The organism is Paraburkholderia sp. J76, assembly GCF_905220295.1.
In the GTDB taxonomy this organism is placed as follows: Bacteria; Pseudomonadota; Gammaproteobacteria; order Burkholderiales; family Burkholderiaceae; genus Paraburkholderia.
Map to the genome: position 1 here is coordinate 299678 of NZ_CAJMZJ010000007.1, position 14697 is coordinate 314374.

Annotated in this window: 13 protein-coding genes and 1 pseudogene; 9 read left to right on the forward strand and 5 right to left on the reverse strand. The window is 68.1% G+C overall.

Annotated features, from left to right (window positions below):
* Positions 1–116: 116 nt before the first annotated feature.
* From U5768_RS16300 to U5768_RS16310, 3 genes are all read right to left on the reverse strand, one after another.
* A complete protein-coding gene (locus tag U5768_RS16300) occupies positions 117–527 on the reverse strand; it encodes a response regulator (RefSeq protein ID WP_322031440.1) in 411 nt (136 codons plus the stop codon).
* A 197-nt stretch (positions 528–724) separates the two neighbouring features.
* Entirely contained in the window at positions 725–2329 is a 1605-nt protein-coding gene (locus U5768_RS16305) for a deoxyribodipyrimidine photo-lyase (RefSeq protein WP_322031441.1), read from the reverse strand.
* Positions 2330–2370: 41 nt separating this feature from the next.
* Complete coding sequence (locus tag U5768_RS16310) at positions 2371–3099, reverse strand: TetR/AcrR family transcriptional regulator (RefSeq protein ID WP_322031442.1); 729 nt, start codon at positions 3097–3099, stop codon at positions 2371–2373.
* A gap of 103 nt (positions 3100–3202) precedes the next feature.
* On the opposite strand from U5768_RS16310, the gene U5768_RS16315 reads away from it, so the two are divergent.
* Entirely contained in the window at positions 3203–4771 is a 1569-nt protein-coding gene (locus tag U5768_RS16315) for an MDR family MFS transporter (protein ID WP_322031443.1), read from the forward strand.
* 36 nt (positions 4772–4807) lie between these two features.
* On the opposite strand, the gene U5768_RS16320 is transcribed toward U5768_RS16315, so the two are convergent.
* The gene (locus U5768_RS16320) at positions 4808–6226 is read right to left on the reverse strand and encodes a PLP-dependent aminotransferase family protein (protein WP_322031444.1); all 1419 of its coding nucleotides are present in this window, start codon (positions 6224–6226) and stop codon (positions 4808–4810) included.
* A 121-nt stretch (positions 6227–6347) separates the two neighbouring features.
* On the opposite strand from U5768_RS16320, the gene U5768_RS16325 reads away from it, so the two are divergent.
* The 4 genes from U5768_RS16325 to kch all read left to right on the forward strand — a co-directional run bounded on the left by U5768_RS16325 (position 6348) and on the right by kch (position 10094).
* Positions 6348–7271 (forward strand): DMT family transporter, encoded by a 924-nt coding sequence (locus U5768_RS16325; RefSeq protein ID WP_322031445.1) that lies wholly within the window; start codon positions 6348–6350, stop codon positions 7269–7271.
* A 100-nt stretch (positions 7272–7371) separates the two neighbouring features.
* Positions 7372–7911: an N-acetyltransferase family protein gene (locus U5768_RS16330; protein ID WP_322031446.1), complete on the forward strand. Its 540-nt coding sequence runs from the start codon at positions 7372–7374 to the stop codon at positions 7909–7911.
* A gap of 120 nt (positions 7912–8031) precedes the next feature.
* Complete coding sequence (locus U5768_RS16335) at positions 8032–8916, forward strand: mechanosensitive ion channel family protein (protein ID WP_322031447.1); 885 nt, start codon at positions 8032–8034, stop codon at positions 8914–8916.
* Positions 8913–10094 (forward strand): voltage-gated potassium channel protein, encoded by a 1182-nt coding sequence (gene kch, locus U5768_RS16340; RefSeq protein ID WP_322031448.1) that lies wholly within the window; start codon positions 8913–8915, stop codon positions 10092–10094. Before U5768_RS16335 ends, kch begins: the two co-directional genes overlap by 4 nt.
* A gap of 10 nt (positions 10095–10104) precedes the next feature.
* Here the strand turns inward: kch and U5768_RS16345 are convergent, their stop codons facing one another.
* Positions 10105–10680 (reverse strand): putative glycolipid-binding domain-containing protein, encoded by a 576-nt coding sequence (locus U5768_RS16345; protein WP_322031449.1) that lies wholly within the window; start codon positions 10678–10680, stop codon positions 10105–10107.
* 182 nt (positions 10681–10862) lie between these two features.
* On the opposite strand from U5768_RS16345, the gene U5768_RS16350 reads away from it, so the two are divergent.
* The 4 genes and pseudogenes from U5768_RS16350 to U5768_RS16365 all read left to right on the forward strand — a co-directional run bounded on the left by U5768_RS16350 (position 10863) and on the right by U5768_RS16365 (position 14661).
* The gene (locus U5768_RS16350) at positions 10863–11816 is read left to right on the forward strand and encodes an urea transporter (RefSeq protein WP_322031450.1); all 954 of its coding nucleotides are present in this window, start codon (positions 10863–10865) and stop codon (positions 11814–11816) included.
* Positions 11817–11826: 10 nt separating this feature from the next.
* Complete coding sequence (locus U5768_RS16355; protein ID WP_322031451.1) at positions 11827–12603, forward strand: class II aldolase/adducin family protein; 777 nt, start codon at positions 11827–11829, stop codon at positions 12601–12603.
* Positions 12604–12647: 44 nt separating this feature from the next.
* Positions 12648–12839: pseudogene (locus U5768_RS16360) on the forward strand (4-oxalocrotonate tautomerase); the annotation flags it as partial.
* 373 nt (positions 12840–13212) lie between these two features.
* The gene (locus U5768_RS16365) at positions 13213–14661 is read left to right on the forward strand and encodes a cytochrome ubiquinol oxidase subunit I (RefSeq protein WP_322031452.1); all 1449 of its coding nucleotides are present in this window, start codon (positions 13213–13215) and stop codon (positions 14659–14661) included.
* Positions 14662–14697 lie beyond the last annotated feature (36 nt).

A 14697-nucleotide genomic window follows, 5' to 3' on the forward strand; every position in this document is an offset into this window, starting at 1 on the left:
CGGCCGGAATAAACGCGGCGCGATCGCAGGCAACGGCAGGCAACGGATGAGCCGCGCCGCCCCTCGCGGCGCCTTCGCACCCGCGCGTTTCCCGCTTCGCTACGCGCGCCGCCGCGTCATAGCGACTGGCGCGCGTCGAGCGCGTCGCTCAGCAGCGTCACGAGTTCCTCCGGCCGGGCCGGCTTGGTCATGAAGTGCTGAAAGCCCTCGCCGATGCTGCGCAACCGCCAGCTTTCGTCGGTGTGACCCGTGAGCGCCACCGCGACGGCCGGGGCGTGATCGCCGCGAATTTCGTGGTCGCGCAGACGCTGGATCAGGTAGAAGCCGTCCATGGCCGGCAGGTCGAGATCGCAGACCACGGCGTCGGGATGCACGGCCAGGGCCGCTTCGACGCCCGTTTCGGCGTCCTCGACGGCCACGACGTTTGCACCCTCCGCCTCGAGCAGCGAAGTCAGAGACGCCCGGCTGTGCGGGTCGTCTTCGACGAGGACGATGGTCGTCCGGTCGAGCTTGTGTACAGCGTTCATTGTGTTTGCTTACTTGCCTTTCTGTCTGTCAGGCCGAGTGCCGCGAGCTGCGAGCCCGGCGTGATGCTGGGCGCACGGCACCGCGGGCCGCACTGATAGAGCAATCTTAATGCCGTCCTGTGCAGGCGTGCCGCAAGCGCGTCCATCCGCGCCGCGCACGATAGCCGGATCACACGACAGCCCGATGACGGCCGCGTTCACGCGTTGCCGCCCTGTTTTGAATCCTGTCGCGAAGCGGCGAGGCCCTTGGCCTTGCCGGTTTGCGCATAGGCTTCGAGTGCGCGCTGGCGCGCCAGTTCGTGTTCGACCACCGGTTCCGGATAATTTTTACCAGGACGCACGCCGGCCGCTTCGAGTTGCTGCGCCTTGGCCTTCCACGGCTGATGCACGAGCGCATCGGGCAAGGCCGCCAGTTCCGGCACCCACTGCCGCACGTAAGCGCCGCGCGGGTCGAACTTCTGGCCCTGCAGCACCGGATTGAAAATGCGGAAATACGGCGCGGCGTCCACGCCCGAGCCCGCCACCCACTGCCAGTTGGCCGGGTTGCTGGCCGGATCGGCGTCGACGAGCGTGTCCCAGAACCAGGACTCGCCCGCGCGCCAGTCGATCAGCAGATGCTTGCTCAGGAACGACGCCACGACCATGCGCACGCGGTTGTGCATCCAGCCCGTATGCCAAAGCTCGCGCATGCCGGCGTCGACGAGCGGATAGCCCGTCAGCCCGCGCTGCCACGCTTTCAGGCCGGCGGCGTCCTTGCGCCACGGCATGGCGTCGAACGCGGGGCGCAGGTTGCGCGTGGCGAGATCGGCGTAATGAAAGCGCTGGTAGTGGCAGAACTCCCGCCAGCCCAGTTCGCTCGCGAACTTCTCCGCGCTCGCGGCGCGGCGCGCCGACCCGCGTCCGTGCGCGTGCTGCGCCGCCTTGAGCGCGGCCCAAATCTGGCGCGGCGAAATGGCGCCGACGGCGAGATAGGGAGAGAGGCGGCTCGTGGCGGCGTCGCCGGGCTCGTCGCGCTCGCCCGCGTAGGCGTCGAGGTCGGTGGCGAGGAAAGCGCGCAGACGCTCCAGCGCGGCTTCCTCGCCCGCGGGCCATGCGGCGCGCAAGCCGCCCGACCAGTCGGGCGCGCGAGGCGCGAGGCCGAGCGAATCGAGTTTCGATGCACGTTGGGTAAGACGTGCCGGCAGCGATTGAAAAAACATCCGTTCCGGCACGCCTTGCGGCGGCGGGGGATCGCCCATGCGAAGGCACGCGCGCCAGTAAGCGCTGAACACCCGGAACGGCTCGCCGGACTGATTGAGCACCGTCCACGGTTCGTTGAGAAGCTGGCCGTTGAAGCTTTCGGCATGCACACCGCGCTCGCGCAGCGCGGTTTTGAGGGCGCCATCCGCCTCGCGCTGCGCCGCGCCATAACGGCGATTCCAGTACACGGCTTGCGCGCCGGTTTCCGTGACGAGGGCGTCCAGCGTCGCTGCTTCGTCGCCTTGCAGGAGAAGCAGGCGGCCGCCGCGCGCCGTCAGCGCGGCGTCGAGCGCGCGCAGCGACTCATGACGCCACCAGCGCGCCGCGCCGCCCTCCGGGCGTTCGCCCGAGGCATGCGGATCGTGAATCCAGACGCAGATCAGCGGCAGGCCGCTCGCCGCGGCGTGTGCGAGCGCGGGCTGATCGGCTAGCCGGAGATCGTCGCGAAACCATACGATGGCGGGCGCCTGACCGGAAGACGCCGCAGAAGCGCGGGAAGATGCAGAAGAAGACAGACCGGACCTCGACCGGGAAACGTTCGCGCTGCACAGCGCACGGGCCATGCCGCAAAGGTCACGGAGCGTACCACGGCGCGCGGCCCTGATTAATCCGTATCAATGCCTGTATTGCCGCAGGTGTTGGCGCAGGCCGGTCCCACGCCTTGCGTGATCAGCGCGACCGCATGGCGCGCGATCGCTTCGACGCCCACGCGAGGTTGCGCCGCGTCGCCGCGCCACATCTGACTGGTGGCGAGCGGCAGCAGCGTGAGGCCCATCAGCGACTGGAACAGCAGCGAAGGTTCCAGCGCCGCGTTGAGCCGGCCCTCGCGCTGCCAGCGCGCAATCGCCGTGTGGGCCTTTTCCTGGTTCTCGCGGCCGAGGCGCTCAAGCATGCGCTTGCGCAGCACGCCGCCCTCGCTGATGACGTCGCGCACCCATAGCGGCGGAAACCACGGGTTGCGCTGCCCCACCGCCACGAAGCGCTGCGCCAGCGCGGTGAGCGCCGTCACGGGATCGTCGGGATGCTCCGCGAAGATGTCGCCGAGCGCTTCGCGCAGCGGCACGAAACGCTCGTCGATCAACACGTCGATCAACTGGTCGCGCGTCTTGAAGTAGTAGTGGACCATCGCGGGCGTGACGCCTGCCTCGCGGGCGATGGCGGCAAGCGAGGTGTCGAGGATGCCCTGACGCGCGAACAGCACGAGGGCGGCGTCGATCAAGCGCGCGCGCTGCTCCGCCCCGCCCACGCCGCCGCTGGGCCGGCCGGGACGGCGCGCGGCGGGCTGGCCTGGCGCACCGCCTGCGCTATCGGGAGAGGGTTCTGGCGCTTTCATGGCGTGATATCGCCTAACGTATTGAGTATTGAATTTTGACCAACTGGAACAATTGTCCTAATATTAACCTCCTAATTAATTAATTTCAAGGCAGATGGACACGATGGAATCCAGCACGAAAAACCCTTTACCCGCCACGGCGGGGGCCGCCGCCAACGCGCAAGCGTCCGCGGCGGCCTCGGGCGCGGCTGCTGCCGATGCCGGCGGACACCCGCCTGTCCGGCTGCTGTTTCCGGCGCTCCTGCTCGTCATGCTGCTGGCCGCGCTCGACCAGACCATCGTCTCGACGGCGCTCCCGACCATCGTCGGCGAGCTGGGCGGGCTAGACCGGCTCTCGTGGGTCGTCACGGCCTACCTGCTCACCTCGACGATCGTCGTACCGCTCTACGGCAAGTTCGGCGACCTGTTCGGCCGCAAGATCGTGTTGCAGGCCGCCATCGTCATCTTCCTGATCGGCTCGGCGTTGTGCGGCGTGGCGCAGAACATGGAGCAACTCATCGTGCTGCGCGCGCTGCAGGGCATCGGCGGCGGCGGCCTGATGGTCGTGACGATGGCCGCCATCGGCGACGTCATTCCGCCCGCGCAGCGCGGCAAGTATCAGGGCATGTTCGGCGGCGTGTTCGGCATCGCCACCGTGATCGGGCCGCTGCTCGGCGGCTTTCTGGTCGAGCATCTGTCGTGGCGCTGGATCTTCTACATCAACCTGCCGCTCGGCGCGATCGCGCTCGTGGTGATCGGCGCCGTGTTCAAGCCGCGCGCCGCGCACGTGAAGCACGTGATCGACTACATGGGCGCGGCGTGGCTCGCCGCCGCCCTCACCTGCCTGATCCTCTTCACGAGCGAGGGCGGCTCGCTCCTGCCGTGGACGTCGCCCACGCTCTGGCTCACGCTTTTGCTCGGCGTGGTGGCCGTGGCGGGCTTCATCCACGAGGAAAAGCATGCGCCCGAGCCCATCATCCCGCTCGAACTGTTTCGCGAGCGCACCTTCGTGCTCGCGAGCCTGATCGGCTTTATCGTGGGCGTATCGCTGTTCGGTTCGGTCACCTTCCTGCCGCTTTATCTGCAGGTTGTGAAGGGCTCCACGCCCTCGCAGGCCGGCATGCAGATGCTGCCGATGATGGGCGGCGTGCTCGTCATGTCGATCGTCACGGGGCGCCTCATCAGCAAGATCGGCAAATACCGCGTGTTCCCCATCGTCGGCACGGCGCTCGTAGCCGTGGCGATGATGCTGCTCGCGCGCCTGCAGATCGACACGCCGGTTCACCGCATGTATCTCTATATGGGCCTGCTCGGCTGCGGCCTCGGCATGGTGATGCAGGTGCTGATTCTCGCCGTGCAGAACGCCGTGGACTTTCGTCACATGGGCGTTGCCACGTCGGGCGCGACGCTGTTCCGCTCGATTGGCGGCTCGGTGGGCGTGGCCGCCTTCGGCGCGGTGTTCTCGCATGGCCTGCACGCGCGCCTCGAAAAGGTGCTTACCGCCGACGTGGAACTGCCGCAGCCGCTCACGCCCGATGTGATCCACCATCTGCCGCCTGCGCTGCACGCGCAGTATCTCGATGCGTTTGCCGGCGCACTGCACACGGTTTATCTCTCGGCGGCGGTGGTCGTGGTGTTCTCGTTCGCGCTGTCGTTGCTGCTGCGTGACATACCGCTGCGCAAGCAGCATTGAGCCCGCTGGTACGTCGCCGGGATCTGCGCGCCGCGCCTAGACCGGCTGCGCCACGCGCTCCATCGCACGCTGCAGCGTTTCGTAGACCTTCGGCCGGTTGCATTGCGAAACGTTGAAGCGCAGAAAATCGCCCGCGCTGTGCGACACGCTGAACACGTTGCCCGGCGCGAGCACCACGCCTTGCGCCAGCGCCTCGCGCGCGATCCGCGCGGCGTCGAGCCCGTCCGGCAATTGCGCCCACACGAAGAGCCCCGCCTGCGGACGCGTCCACGCGCTCAGCCCGGCCGCCGCCAGCCGCCGCAGCGTCTCGCCCATGGCGTCCGCGAGCCTGGCGCGCAGGCTGTCCAGGTGCCGCCGGTACGTGCCGTCCACCAGCAGGCGGTGCACGAGTTCCGCCACCATCTCCCCGTTGCCGAACGACACCGCGAGCTTGAGGTCCACGAGCGGCTCGATCCAGTCGGCGCGCGCCGCGATGAAACCGCAGCGCGCCGCCGCCGACATCGTCTTCGAGAAGCTGCCGATCGTGACCACGCGCGCGAGCCCGTCGAAGGCCGCGAGGCGCGGCGCGGGCTCGATCTCGAAGTCGGCGAAGATATCGTCCTCGACGATCAGCAGGTCATGCGCCTCCGCGAGCTTGAGCAGGCGATGCGCCACGGCGGGCGCGAGCGTCGCGCCAGTGGGGTTGTGGACCGCCGAGTTCGTCACGTAAAGGCGCGGGCGCGTTTCGGCCAGCGTGCGCTCGAAGGCGGCCAGATCCGGGCCCGTCGGCGTATAGGGCACACCGACCACGCGCACGCGATGCGCGCGCAGGAGCGCCTGGAAATTGAAGTAGCACGGGTCGTCCACGAGCACCGTGTCGCCCGGCTCCAGCAGAAAGCGGCACAGCAGATCGAGCGCCTGGGTGCCCCCGTCGGTCAGCACGATCTGCCCGGGCGCGGCCTCCACGCCGTGCTGGGCGAGCCGCCAGGCGAGCTGCTGGCGCAGCGCCGGCAGGCCGAGCGGCGTCGCGTAATCGGTGAGCGGCGCGCGCGGGTCGCGCGCGAGGGCGCGCAGCGCGCGCCGCACGGCGTCCTGCGGCAGCCACGAGTCGGGCAGCCAGCCGCAGCCGGGCCGCAGCGCGTCCGCCTCAGTCGCCAGCGACTGGCGCGTGAGCCAGAGCGGATCGATCTCGCGGTCCAGTTGCGGCCCGAGGGCGGCCAGCGCGAGGGGCGGCGCGTGCCCCGCCACGAAGAAACCCGCCCCGCGCCGCGCGAGCAGCACGCCTTCGGCGACGAGACGCTCATACGCTTCCACCACCGTCGAATTCGACACGCCAAGCTGCTCGCTCATCGCGCGGATGGACGGCACGCGCGCGCCCACCGCCAACGAGCGCGCGGCGATGCGCTCGCGCAACGCCTGCATCACCTGCTCGACGCGCGTCATGGGCGCAACTTGCGTCTTCAATGTGTCTTTCATCTGTACTGCTCCGTGCTCAATACAGTTTGAACAAATTGTATTGATCTGTAGCTTACCTTCGCGCGGCGCGGCGCGCATCATCGTTCAGTCGATCACCGAAGTTTTCTTCCGCCCATCGCCCATGCGCAAAACGCTCGATTCCACCACCGACGGCTGGCTCTGCGGCCTCGCAGGCGTCCTCATCTTCAGCGGATCGCTGCCCGCCACGCGCCTCGCCGTGATTGGCCTCGATCCCGTGTTCCTCACCGGCGTGCGCGCGACCATCGCGGGCGTGCTCGGCGTGCTGCTGCTTCTGTCGCTGCGCGCGGCGCGGCCCGCGCGCAGCGAGGTCTGGCCGCTCGTGATCGTCGCGCTCGGCGTGGTGGTGGGCTTTCCGCTCCTCACCGCGCTCGCGCTCCAGCACGTGAGTTCGGCCCACGCCATTGTGTTCGTCGGCCTGCTGCCGCTCGCCACGGCCGTGTTCGGCGTGCTGCGCGCGGGCGAGCGTCCACAGCCCGCCTTCTGGATCTTTTCCGCGGCGGGCAGCGCCGCCGTGGTGGCCTTCGCGCTGCGCCACGGCATCGACGCCTCGCCGCTCGGCGACGCGCTCATGCTCGCCGCCATCGTCGTATGCGGGCTGGGTTACGCCGAAGGCGCGCGGCTCTCGCGGCGCCTGGGCGGCTGGCAGGTGATCTGCTGGGCGCTCGTGATTTCGCTGCCCGTGATGGCGCCGCTCGCGTGGTGGCTGCGCCCGGAGTCGTTCGCCACCGTCGGCGCGGCCTCGTGGTGGGGGCTCGCCTATGTGTCTCTCTTCAGCATGCTGATCGGCTTCGTGTTCTGGTATCGCGGGCTCGCGCTCGGCGGCATTGCGGGCGTGGGACAACTGCAGTTGCTGCAGCCGTTCTTCGGCTTCGTGCTCGCGGCGCTGCTGCTGCACGAAACCGTGCCGCCCCCGATGATCGCCGTCACCGCCGTGGTGATCGCGTGCGTGGCCGGGGCGCGGCGCTTCGGGCGCGCAACGAATCCGGCTTCTGCCGCGAATCGCGCGGGCACGCAGCGCGTTTGACGGCCAAGCATTTTTGGCGCGCTTCAAAAGCGCCCGCGCGCAAGGCATAGTGAGGGATGCAAACCTCCTTCCCGAGTGCCTTCGCGCCTCGCTCCCGCCGATGAACCCACACACCGACGCGCTCGTGCGCGACGCCACCGACGCCGACTTTCCCGCCATCGCCGCGATCTACGCGCATCACGTGCTGCACGGCACGGCCTCGTTCGAGGAAACGCCGCCCTCGCTCGACGAACTCCTGGGCCGCCACGCCGCCGTTCGCGAAAAGGGCCTGCCCTGGCTCGTCGCCGAAATCGACGGCCGCGTGGCGGGCTACTGCTACGCCACGCCCTACCGGCCGCGTCCGGCATACCGCTTCACGGTGGAAGATTCGATCTATATCGACGAGGCGTTTCGCGGCCGCGGACTCGGCCACACGCTGCTCAACGCGCTGATCGAGCGCTGCGAGGCGGGCCCGTGGCGGCAGATGATCGCCGTGGTCGCCGACCCGCGCGGCGGCTCGCTCAAACTGCACGAGCGCCTTGGGTTCGAACTGACCGGCACGCTGCGCGGCGTCGGCTTCAAGCATGGCGAGTGGCGCGACACCGCGCTCATGCAACGCACGCTCGGGCCGGGCGCGGACACGCCGCCTTTGAACGGCTGACCTCGCCTTTGGAAACATGGCGGCACGCCGCGCGCGCGCCGCGAGCCAAACGCCGCTCGTACAATACGTCCTTTCGCAACGGAGCCGGAACTGCGGCTCCGCAGACAAGGACTGTTCGCCATGCAACCGCTTCTCGACCACCTGCACCCGTCCAACTGGGGCTTCCTGTGGGACGCGCTTTCCGCGCTCGCGCTGCGTCTGTGCGCGGCCTTCGCGATCCTCTGGTTCGGCTGGTGGCTCTCCCGGCGCGTGGGCAACTGGATCAAGCGGCGCGGCAGCGGCATCGATCCCACGCTGCGCCCCATCGTGCGCGACACGGCCGTCTGGGGCGTGCGCCTCGTCGCCGTGATCGGCGCGCTTTCGCAAATCGGCATCCAGACCGCGAGCATCGTCGCGGTGCTCGGCGCGGCGGGCCTCGCCATCGGTCTCGCGCTGCAAGGCACGCTGCAGAACATCGCGGCCGGCATCATGCTGTTGCTGCTGCGGCCCTTCAGGGTGGGCGACTATATCGACGGGGGCGCCGGCACGGTCGCGGGCACCGTCGAGGAAGTGAACCTCTTCACCACGCGCCTCACGAAGCCCGACGGCATCTGCGAATACGTGCCTAATAGCGCGCTGTGGAGCAATTCGATCCGCAACTACAGCCGCAATCCCACGCGCCGGCTCGACCTCGAAGTGGAAGTGTCGGTGCGCGACGACGTGAACCGCGCCATCGGTGCACTGCGCGCGCTCGCCGCCGCCGATCCGCGCGTGCTGGCCGCGCCCGCGCCGCAAGTGATGGTGGCGCGTTTCGACGACAGCACCGCCGTGCTCAACGTGCGCGTATGGGCGAACATCGACACGTTCTGGGACATGCGCTGGGAGCTTTCGCGCAAGGTTCGCCAGGCGCTCAACGAAGCCAACTGCTCGCTGCCGCTGCGCACGCGCGAGCTGCACATCGTGCAGACGCAACCCGCGGAACCGGACGAGCCCGCACAACCCACGCAGCAAGCCCAGCCGCAATGAGCGCGTACGCGCGCCGCCTGCGCGGCTATGCCCGAGGGCTCGCGCCGCACGGTTATCTTGCGTTGCTGCTGGTGCTCGACGGCCTGCTGCTGGTGCGCCCCGTCGCGCAGAAAGCGCTCGAACACGCGCGCGGCAACTGGTTCGACGACTGGATCACGCTCATCAACGCGTTCGGCGTGCTCGCGCTGCCCCAGGCGCTGGTCGCCACCGGGCTCACGATGATGTCGTTCGGCATCGCGTTGCGCGCGCGCGTGGCGTGGGCTCTCTCGCTCGTGCTGCTCGCCGGCGCGGCCAGCATCTGCGTGTGGGGCGACTATCGCAGCCCCGCGCTCGCCGGCTTCTCGCTCGCGCTTGCCTGCGCGCTCGTCTACTACTGGCGCCAGTTCGACCGTGCGAGCGTCGCCGCCGGCTCCTTGTTCGCATTCCTGAGCATTGGCTCGTTGGTCATCTACGCCGTGTTCGGTTCGCTGTATCTCGGCGGCGATTTCGCGCCGCCCATTCGCAACCTCGTCACGGCGTTCTACTTCTCGATCGTGTCGATGTCCACGGTCGGCTACGGCGATATCGTGCCGCGCACGGACACCGCGCGGCTTTTCACGGCGTCGATCATCGTGCTCGGCATCACCGTGTTCGCGACGTCGATCAGCGCCGTGATCGGGCCCGTGATCGGCGGCCATTTGAAACGCATCGTGAAGGGAGGCATTTCCAACGTGACCCGCAAGAACCACTATCTGATCGTCGGCGCCTCGCCGCTCGCGCATAGCGTGTATGCGGGGCTCATCAAGCGCGGCTATACGGCGACCGTGATCGTCGCGCCCAACACGCCGCACAACTATCCGGTGCAAGCCGATCTCATCGTCGGCGACGCGAGCGACACCGCCACGCTGCACAACGCGGGCGCGCAGACCGCACTCGCCGCGCTCGCGCTGCGCTCGGACGACGCGGAGAACGCCTTCGTGATTCTCGCGATCAAGGAGATCGCGCCGAAGGTGCGCACCGTGGCGCTCGTGAACGACAGCCGCAACCTTCAGCGGCTGCGTCTTCTGCAGCCCGATATGGTGTTTTCGCCGCAATTGCTGGCCGGTGAACTGCTCGCGCGCACGCTCAACAACGAGACCATCGACAACACGCTGATCGAGCAGTTGCTGTTCGGCAAGAGCGCGGGCGGCGCAGCGTAAGCGTTTGGCGCTACGCGGGCGGCAGGCGCCGGAACAGCGTGGGATAGTCGATCACGAGTCCGTCTTCGTCCACGCGCAAGTTCGCGGTGAAGTCGCGGAAGATGCCTTCGTAACGGTATTCGCGGTCGCGCTCGATGCACACATAGGCCTGCTCGACCGGCCTCGGCTCCAGTTCGGGCGCGGCGATATAGGCCACGCGGATCGGCTGGCGTTCGCCGCGTGCCAGACCCAGACGCCGGATCGGCAGCGTGTTCGTGAACGGCGTCGCGGCGATGTCGATGTCGATGCAGCCGTCGAGCGCTTTCAGCGCGCGCCCTTCGCCGTCGGTCCAGTGACCCTCGCCGTCGCCGTGGAGCACGAGCGAGCGGCCGCCCATCACGCGAAACGCCGCCCAACGCACGCGCCAGTGCGCGTCGCACTCGATGGCGTAGCAGAGGCCATAAGACTTGCCGTAACGCTCGCCGACGACCACGCTTTCCACGCGGATCGCGTCGCCTTTTTCGCCAAATTTCGGACCGCAGTGCGCATCGAACGCCAGATGCTCGATGCCCTCGCCCGTTTCGGATGCCCAACGCACTTCCCGCATCGTTCGCCTCCATGGAGATCACGGTAATTGCCGTGCGCATATCGTAACGCGCCCGCAAATAGCGACTATCAATGTGCGCGCATGCGCGAGGAGGGCTGCATCGCCTATGCTCGCATTCTGGCCGCCCGTGCGCCTCGCACCGGGGGGCGCGCACCTCGTCTCCGCACGTCACGCCTACGCCCATGTCCGCCCGATTTTCCGCCGCTTGCGGCGCTACTGCCGAGACCGCCGCCGCTTCCGCCGCCGGTTCCACCGCTGGTTCCACATTAACCGCGCTTTTGCGCAGCCTCGGCCAGATCGTGCTGCAAGCGCACGCGGGAACGGGCGCGTGCCTGCTCGCGGCGCTCGCGCTCACCGGCTGGCGGCTAGCGTTGGCCGCGCTGCTCGGCGCCGCCGCGGCCAACGTCTGCGCGCTCGTAGCGGGCCACGCAGACACAACGATCCGCGACGGCCTCGCGGGCTACAACGGCGCGCTTGCCGCGCTCGCGGCATTCACATTCGTCGGCGATACGGGCACGGCGGCCGCGCTCGCGCTCATCGCGGGCGGCGCGAGCGCGTGGATCGCCGGGCCGATGACGCGCTGGCTCAGCCGCGTGCGGCTGGGCCTGTATTCCGCGCCCTGCCTCGTCGCGACGTGGATCTGGCTGCCGCTGCACCCCGGGAGCGCCCCTGTCGCCAGCGCAAACGGCGTCGCACCGCACGGCGCATTGCACGCCGCTGCCGCCGTGTTGAGCGGCCTCGCGCAAACCACCTTTGCATCGGGCGCGGCGGCAGGCCTGTGCGTCCTCGCGGGACTCGCTTGGTCGTCGCGGCGCGCGGCCGCCTGGGCACTCGGCGGCGCGGCGCTCGCGAGCGCCCTCGAACTCGCATGCGGCGCGAGCCCGGACGCATTCGGCGCGGGTCTCGCCGGCTTCAACGGCGCGCTGGCCATGCTCGCCGTCTGCGCGCTCGGCATGCGCGCCGCGATCTGTGCGACCATGCTCGCCGCGGTCCTGCATCTGGCCGCCATGCGCTGCGGCCTGCCCGCGCTGACCGCGCCGTTCGTGCTGGCAAGCTGGAGCGCGCACGCGGCGGCGCGAAGGCTGCCCGCGTTGTTTGCTTCGTCCGCGCCGTCTGAAGAATCCACCGCCCGCTGAAGGAATCGCCATGTCTTTCGCCCATCGCCCGACGAGCACCTGCGCCGAGACCGCGCCGCGCTCCGCCGCCGAGCAGCAACTGCGCGTCGATCTTGCCGCCGCTTACCGCCTCATCGCCCTCAACGGCTGGGACGACCTCATCTACACGCACGTCTCCGCCGCCGTGCCAGGCGAACCTGGCCGCTTCCTCATCAATCCGTTCGGCCTCGCCTTCGACGAAGTGCGCGCCTCGAACCTGGTGATGATCGACACCGAAGGCCGCATCGTCGGCGAAAGCGAGCACCCCGTGAACGCCACCGGCTTCGCGCTGCATGCGGCCGTGCATCTCGCGCGGCCCGACGCGGTGTGTGTGATGCATCTGCACAATACGGCGGGCATTGCCGTGTCGATCCAGCGCGACGGCCTCCTGCCCGCTTCGCAGCACGCGCTGCGCTTTTACGGCCAACTGGCATGGCACGACTACGAAGGCCTCGCCTTCACGCCCGCCGAAGGCATGCGCCTCACCGCGAGCCTGGGCGCGCACCCGGCCATGCTGCTGCGCAATCACGGCACACTCACGACAGGCCGCACGGTGGCCGAGGCCTATGTGCTGATGGCGACGCTCGTCAAGGCCTGCGAAATCCAGTTGCAGGCGCAGGCCGGCGGCGTGCCGCTCGTCTTGCCGCCGCCCGAAGTGGCCGGGCGCGCGGCCGAACAGTTGCGCGACGGCGGCGCGGTCGAGGGCGTGCTCGAATGGCCCGCGCTGCTGCGCAAGCTCGATCGCATCGATTCGTCATACCGCGACTAGCCACACCCATTCCATCGCATTACTAACCTTTTCAAAGGAGACTCGCAATGCCGACATTCCACATCGAAATGTTCGAAGGCCGCAGCGTCGAACAAAAGCGTCAGCTCGCCGCGGCGCTGACCGAGACCACGTGCAAGGTGCTAGGCGTCGAGCCGCAATCCGTCGACATCATCTTTCACGACGTGAAGCCGGAAAACTGGGCAACGGCTGGCAAGCTGTGGAGCGATCCGCGCTGACGTTTCCATTCCATTCGCATTCCTTATCTTTTCCGTGCAGCCCGTTTGGCGTCGCAGTCGCTTGCACGGCTCGCGTCGCCACTCGCGCCTGAAGCTGCCCGCACGGTTCCTCGCCCCCCACTCTGAGGCGCATTGCCGCACCCCGCGTGGCTGCGCGGTGTATTGACGCACCGCTGCGCTCGCCCTTCCTGTCTCCACTGTGAGCACTTAATCTAAATTGATCTTTATCAATGCGTTAGCGCATGTTTTCGTCCAATTGTGATTGACGAGTGCGACACGCTGGCGCACGTCGCAGTGCAGCAAAACCGCCGCCGTTCCCCTACGCTTACGTCCATCCCGAGCATTTCCCGGTAAGCAAGCAACAGGCACGCACATGCACACGTCATTATCCGCCTTCGACCTGGCCCGGCTGCAGTTCGCCTTCACCGTCTCGTTTCACATCGTCTTTCCGGCGCTCTCCATCGGCCTCGCGAGCTTCATCGCCGTGCTCGAAGCCTGCTGGCTCAAAACGCGTCAGCCGTTCTACAAGGACCTTTGCCTCTTCTGGTCGAAGGTGTTCGCCGTGGCCTTCGGCATGGGCGTGGTGTCCGGCGTCGTCATGAGTTACGAGTTCGGCACCAACTGGTCGGGCTTTTCGTCGTTCGCGGGTCCTGTCACCGGGCCGCTGCTCATGTACGAGGTCATGACCGCGTTCTTTCTCGAAGCGGGCTTCCTCGGCATCATGCTGTTCGGCTGGAACCGCGTGAGCCCGCGCGCCCACTTCGGCGCGACGCTCATGGTCGCCATCGGCACGCTCATCTCCACGTTCTGGATCCTCGCTTCGAATAGCTGGATGCAGACGCCGCAAGGCTTCAAGGTCGTCGACGGCCACGTCGTGCCGGTCGACTGGTTCAAGATCATCTTCAATCCGTCGTTTCCGTACCGTCTCGCGCACATGGCGATCGCCGCGTTCATCGTGGCCGCGCTCGTGGTGGCGGCGAGCGGCGCGTGGCATCTGCTCAAGGGGCGGCGCGATCCCGCCATCAAGAAGATGTTTTCGATGGCGCTCGGCCTGCTGCTCGTGCTCGCGCCGGTGCAAGCCTTCGTTGGCGATGCGCACGGCCTGAACACGCGCGAATATCAGCCCGCCAAGATCGCCGCGATCGAAGGCATTTGGGACACCGAACAAGGCGGCACCGCGCTCAATCTGTTCGGCATCCCCGACATGCAAGCCGAAACCACGCGCTACGCCGTTTCCGTCCCGCACCTTGGCAGCCTGATCCTCACCCATAGCTGGGACGGCCAGATCAAGGGCCTCAAGTCCTTCCCCGCCGACGAGCGGCCCAACTCGACGCTGCTGTTCTGGAGCTTTCGCGTGATGGTGGGATTAGGCCTCCTGATGATTCTGCTCGGTGTGATGGGCTGGGTGCTGCGCCGCCGGGGCACGCTCTACGAATCGCGCGGTTTCCAGCGCTTCGTGTTGGCCATGGGACCGACGGGCTTCATCACCCTGCTCGCGGGCTGGGTCACGACCGAAGCCGGGCGCCAGCCCTGGGTGGTCTATGGCGTGATGCGCACGGCGCAAGCGGTGTCGCCGCTCACGGCTCAACAGGTGGGCGTTTCGCTGATGGCGTTCGTGGCCGTGTACTTCCTCGTGTTCGGCACGGGCATTTACTACCTGCTCAAGCTGCTGCGCAAAGGTCCCGCGCTGCCAGACAGTACGTCGCATGCGCCGCATGCGCCGCATGAGCCACGCGAGCCGCGCGTGGCCCACCCTGCGCTCACCGTGAACCAGACGGCACGCCGCCCCATGTCCGCCGCCGATCAGTTGATCGACGCCTGAAGCGCTCCGCATTCATCGTTACGAGGCTAGCAAGCA

What these genes read in the sequence shown, in the direction of transcription:
- U5768_RS16300 (WP_322031440.1), bottom strand. Translation starts at nt 527, where the DNA reads ATGAACGCTGTACACAAGCTCGACCGGACGACCATCGTCCTCGTCGAA.
- U5768_RS16305 (WP_322031441.1), bottom strand. Translation starts at nt 2,329, where the DNA reads ATGGCCCGTGCGCTGTGCAGCGCGAACGTTTCCCGGTCGAGGTCCGGT.
- U5768_RS16310 (WP_322031442.1), bottom strand. Translation starts at nt 3,099, where the DNA reads ATGAAAGCGCCAGAACCCTCTCCCGATAGCGCAGGCGGTGCGCCAGGC.
- U5768_RS16315 (WP_322031443.1), top strand. Translation starts at nt 3,203, where the DNA reads ATGGAATCCAGCACGAAAAACCCTTTACCCGCCACGGCGGGGGCCGCC.
- U5768_RS16320 (WP_322031444.1), bottom strand. Translation starts at nt 6,226, where the DNA reads ATGAAAGACACATTGAAGACGCAAGTTGCGCCCATGACGCGCGTCGAG.
- U5768_RS16325 (WP_322031445.1), top strand. Translation starts at nt 6,348, where the DNA reads ATGCGCAAAACGCTCGATTCCACCACCGACGGCTGGCTCTGCGGCCTC.
- U5768_RS16330 (WP_322031446.1), top strand. Translation starts at nt 7,372, where the DNA reads ATGAACCCACACACCGACGCGCTCGTGCGCGACGCCACCGACGCCGAC.
- U5768_RS16335 (WP_322031447.1), top strand. Translation starts at nt 8,032, where the DNA reads ATGCAACCGCTTCTCGACCACCTGCACCCGTCCAACTGGGGCTTCCTG.
- kch (WP_322031448.1), top strand. Translation starts at nt 8,913, where the DNA reads ATGAGCGCGTACGCGCGCCGCCTGCGCGGCTATGCCCGAGGGCTCGCG.
- U5768_RS16345 (WP_322031449.1), bottom strand. Translation starts at nt 10,680, where the DNA reads ATGCGGGAAGTGCGTTGGGCATCCGAAACGGGCGAGGGCATCGAGCAT.
- U5768_RS16350 (WP_322031450.1), top strand. Translation starts at nt 10,863, where the DNA reads ATGTCCGCCCGATTTTCCGCCGCTTGCGGCGCTACTGCCGAGACCGCC.
- U5768_RS16355 (WP_322031451.1), top strand. Translation starts at nt 11,827, where the DNA reads ATGTCTTTCGCCCATCGCCCGACGAGCACCTGCGCCGAGACCGCGCCG.
- U5768_RS16365 (WP_322031452.1), top strand. Translation starts at nt 13,213, where the DNA reads ATGCACACGTCATTATCCGCCTTCGACCTGGCCCGGCTGCAGTTCGCC.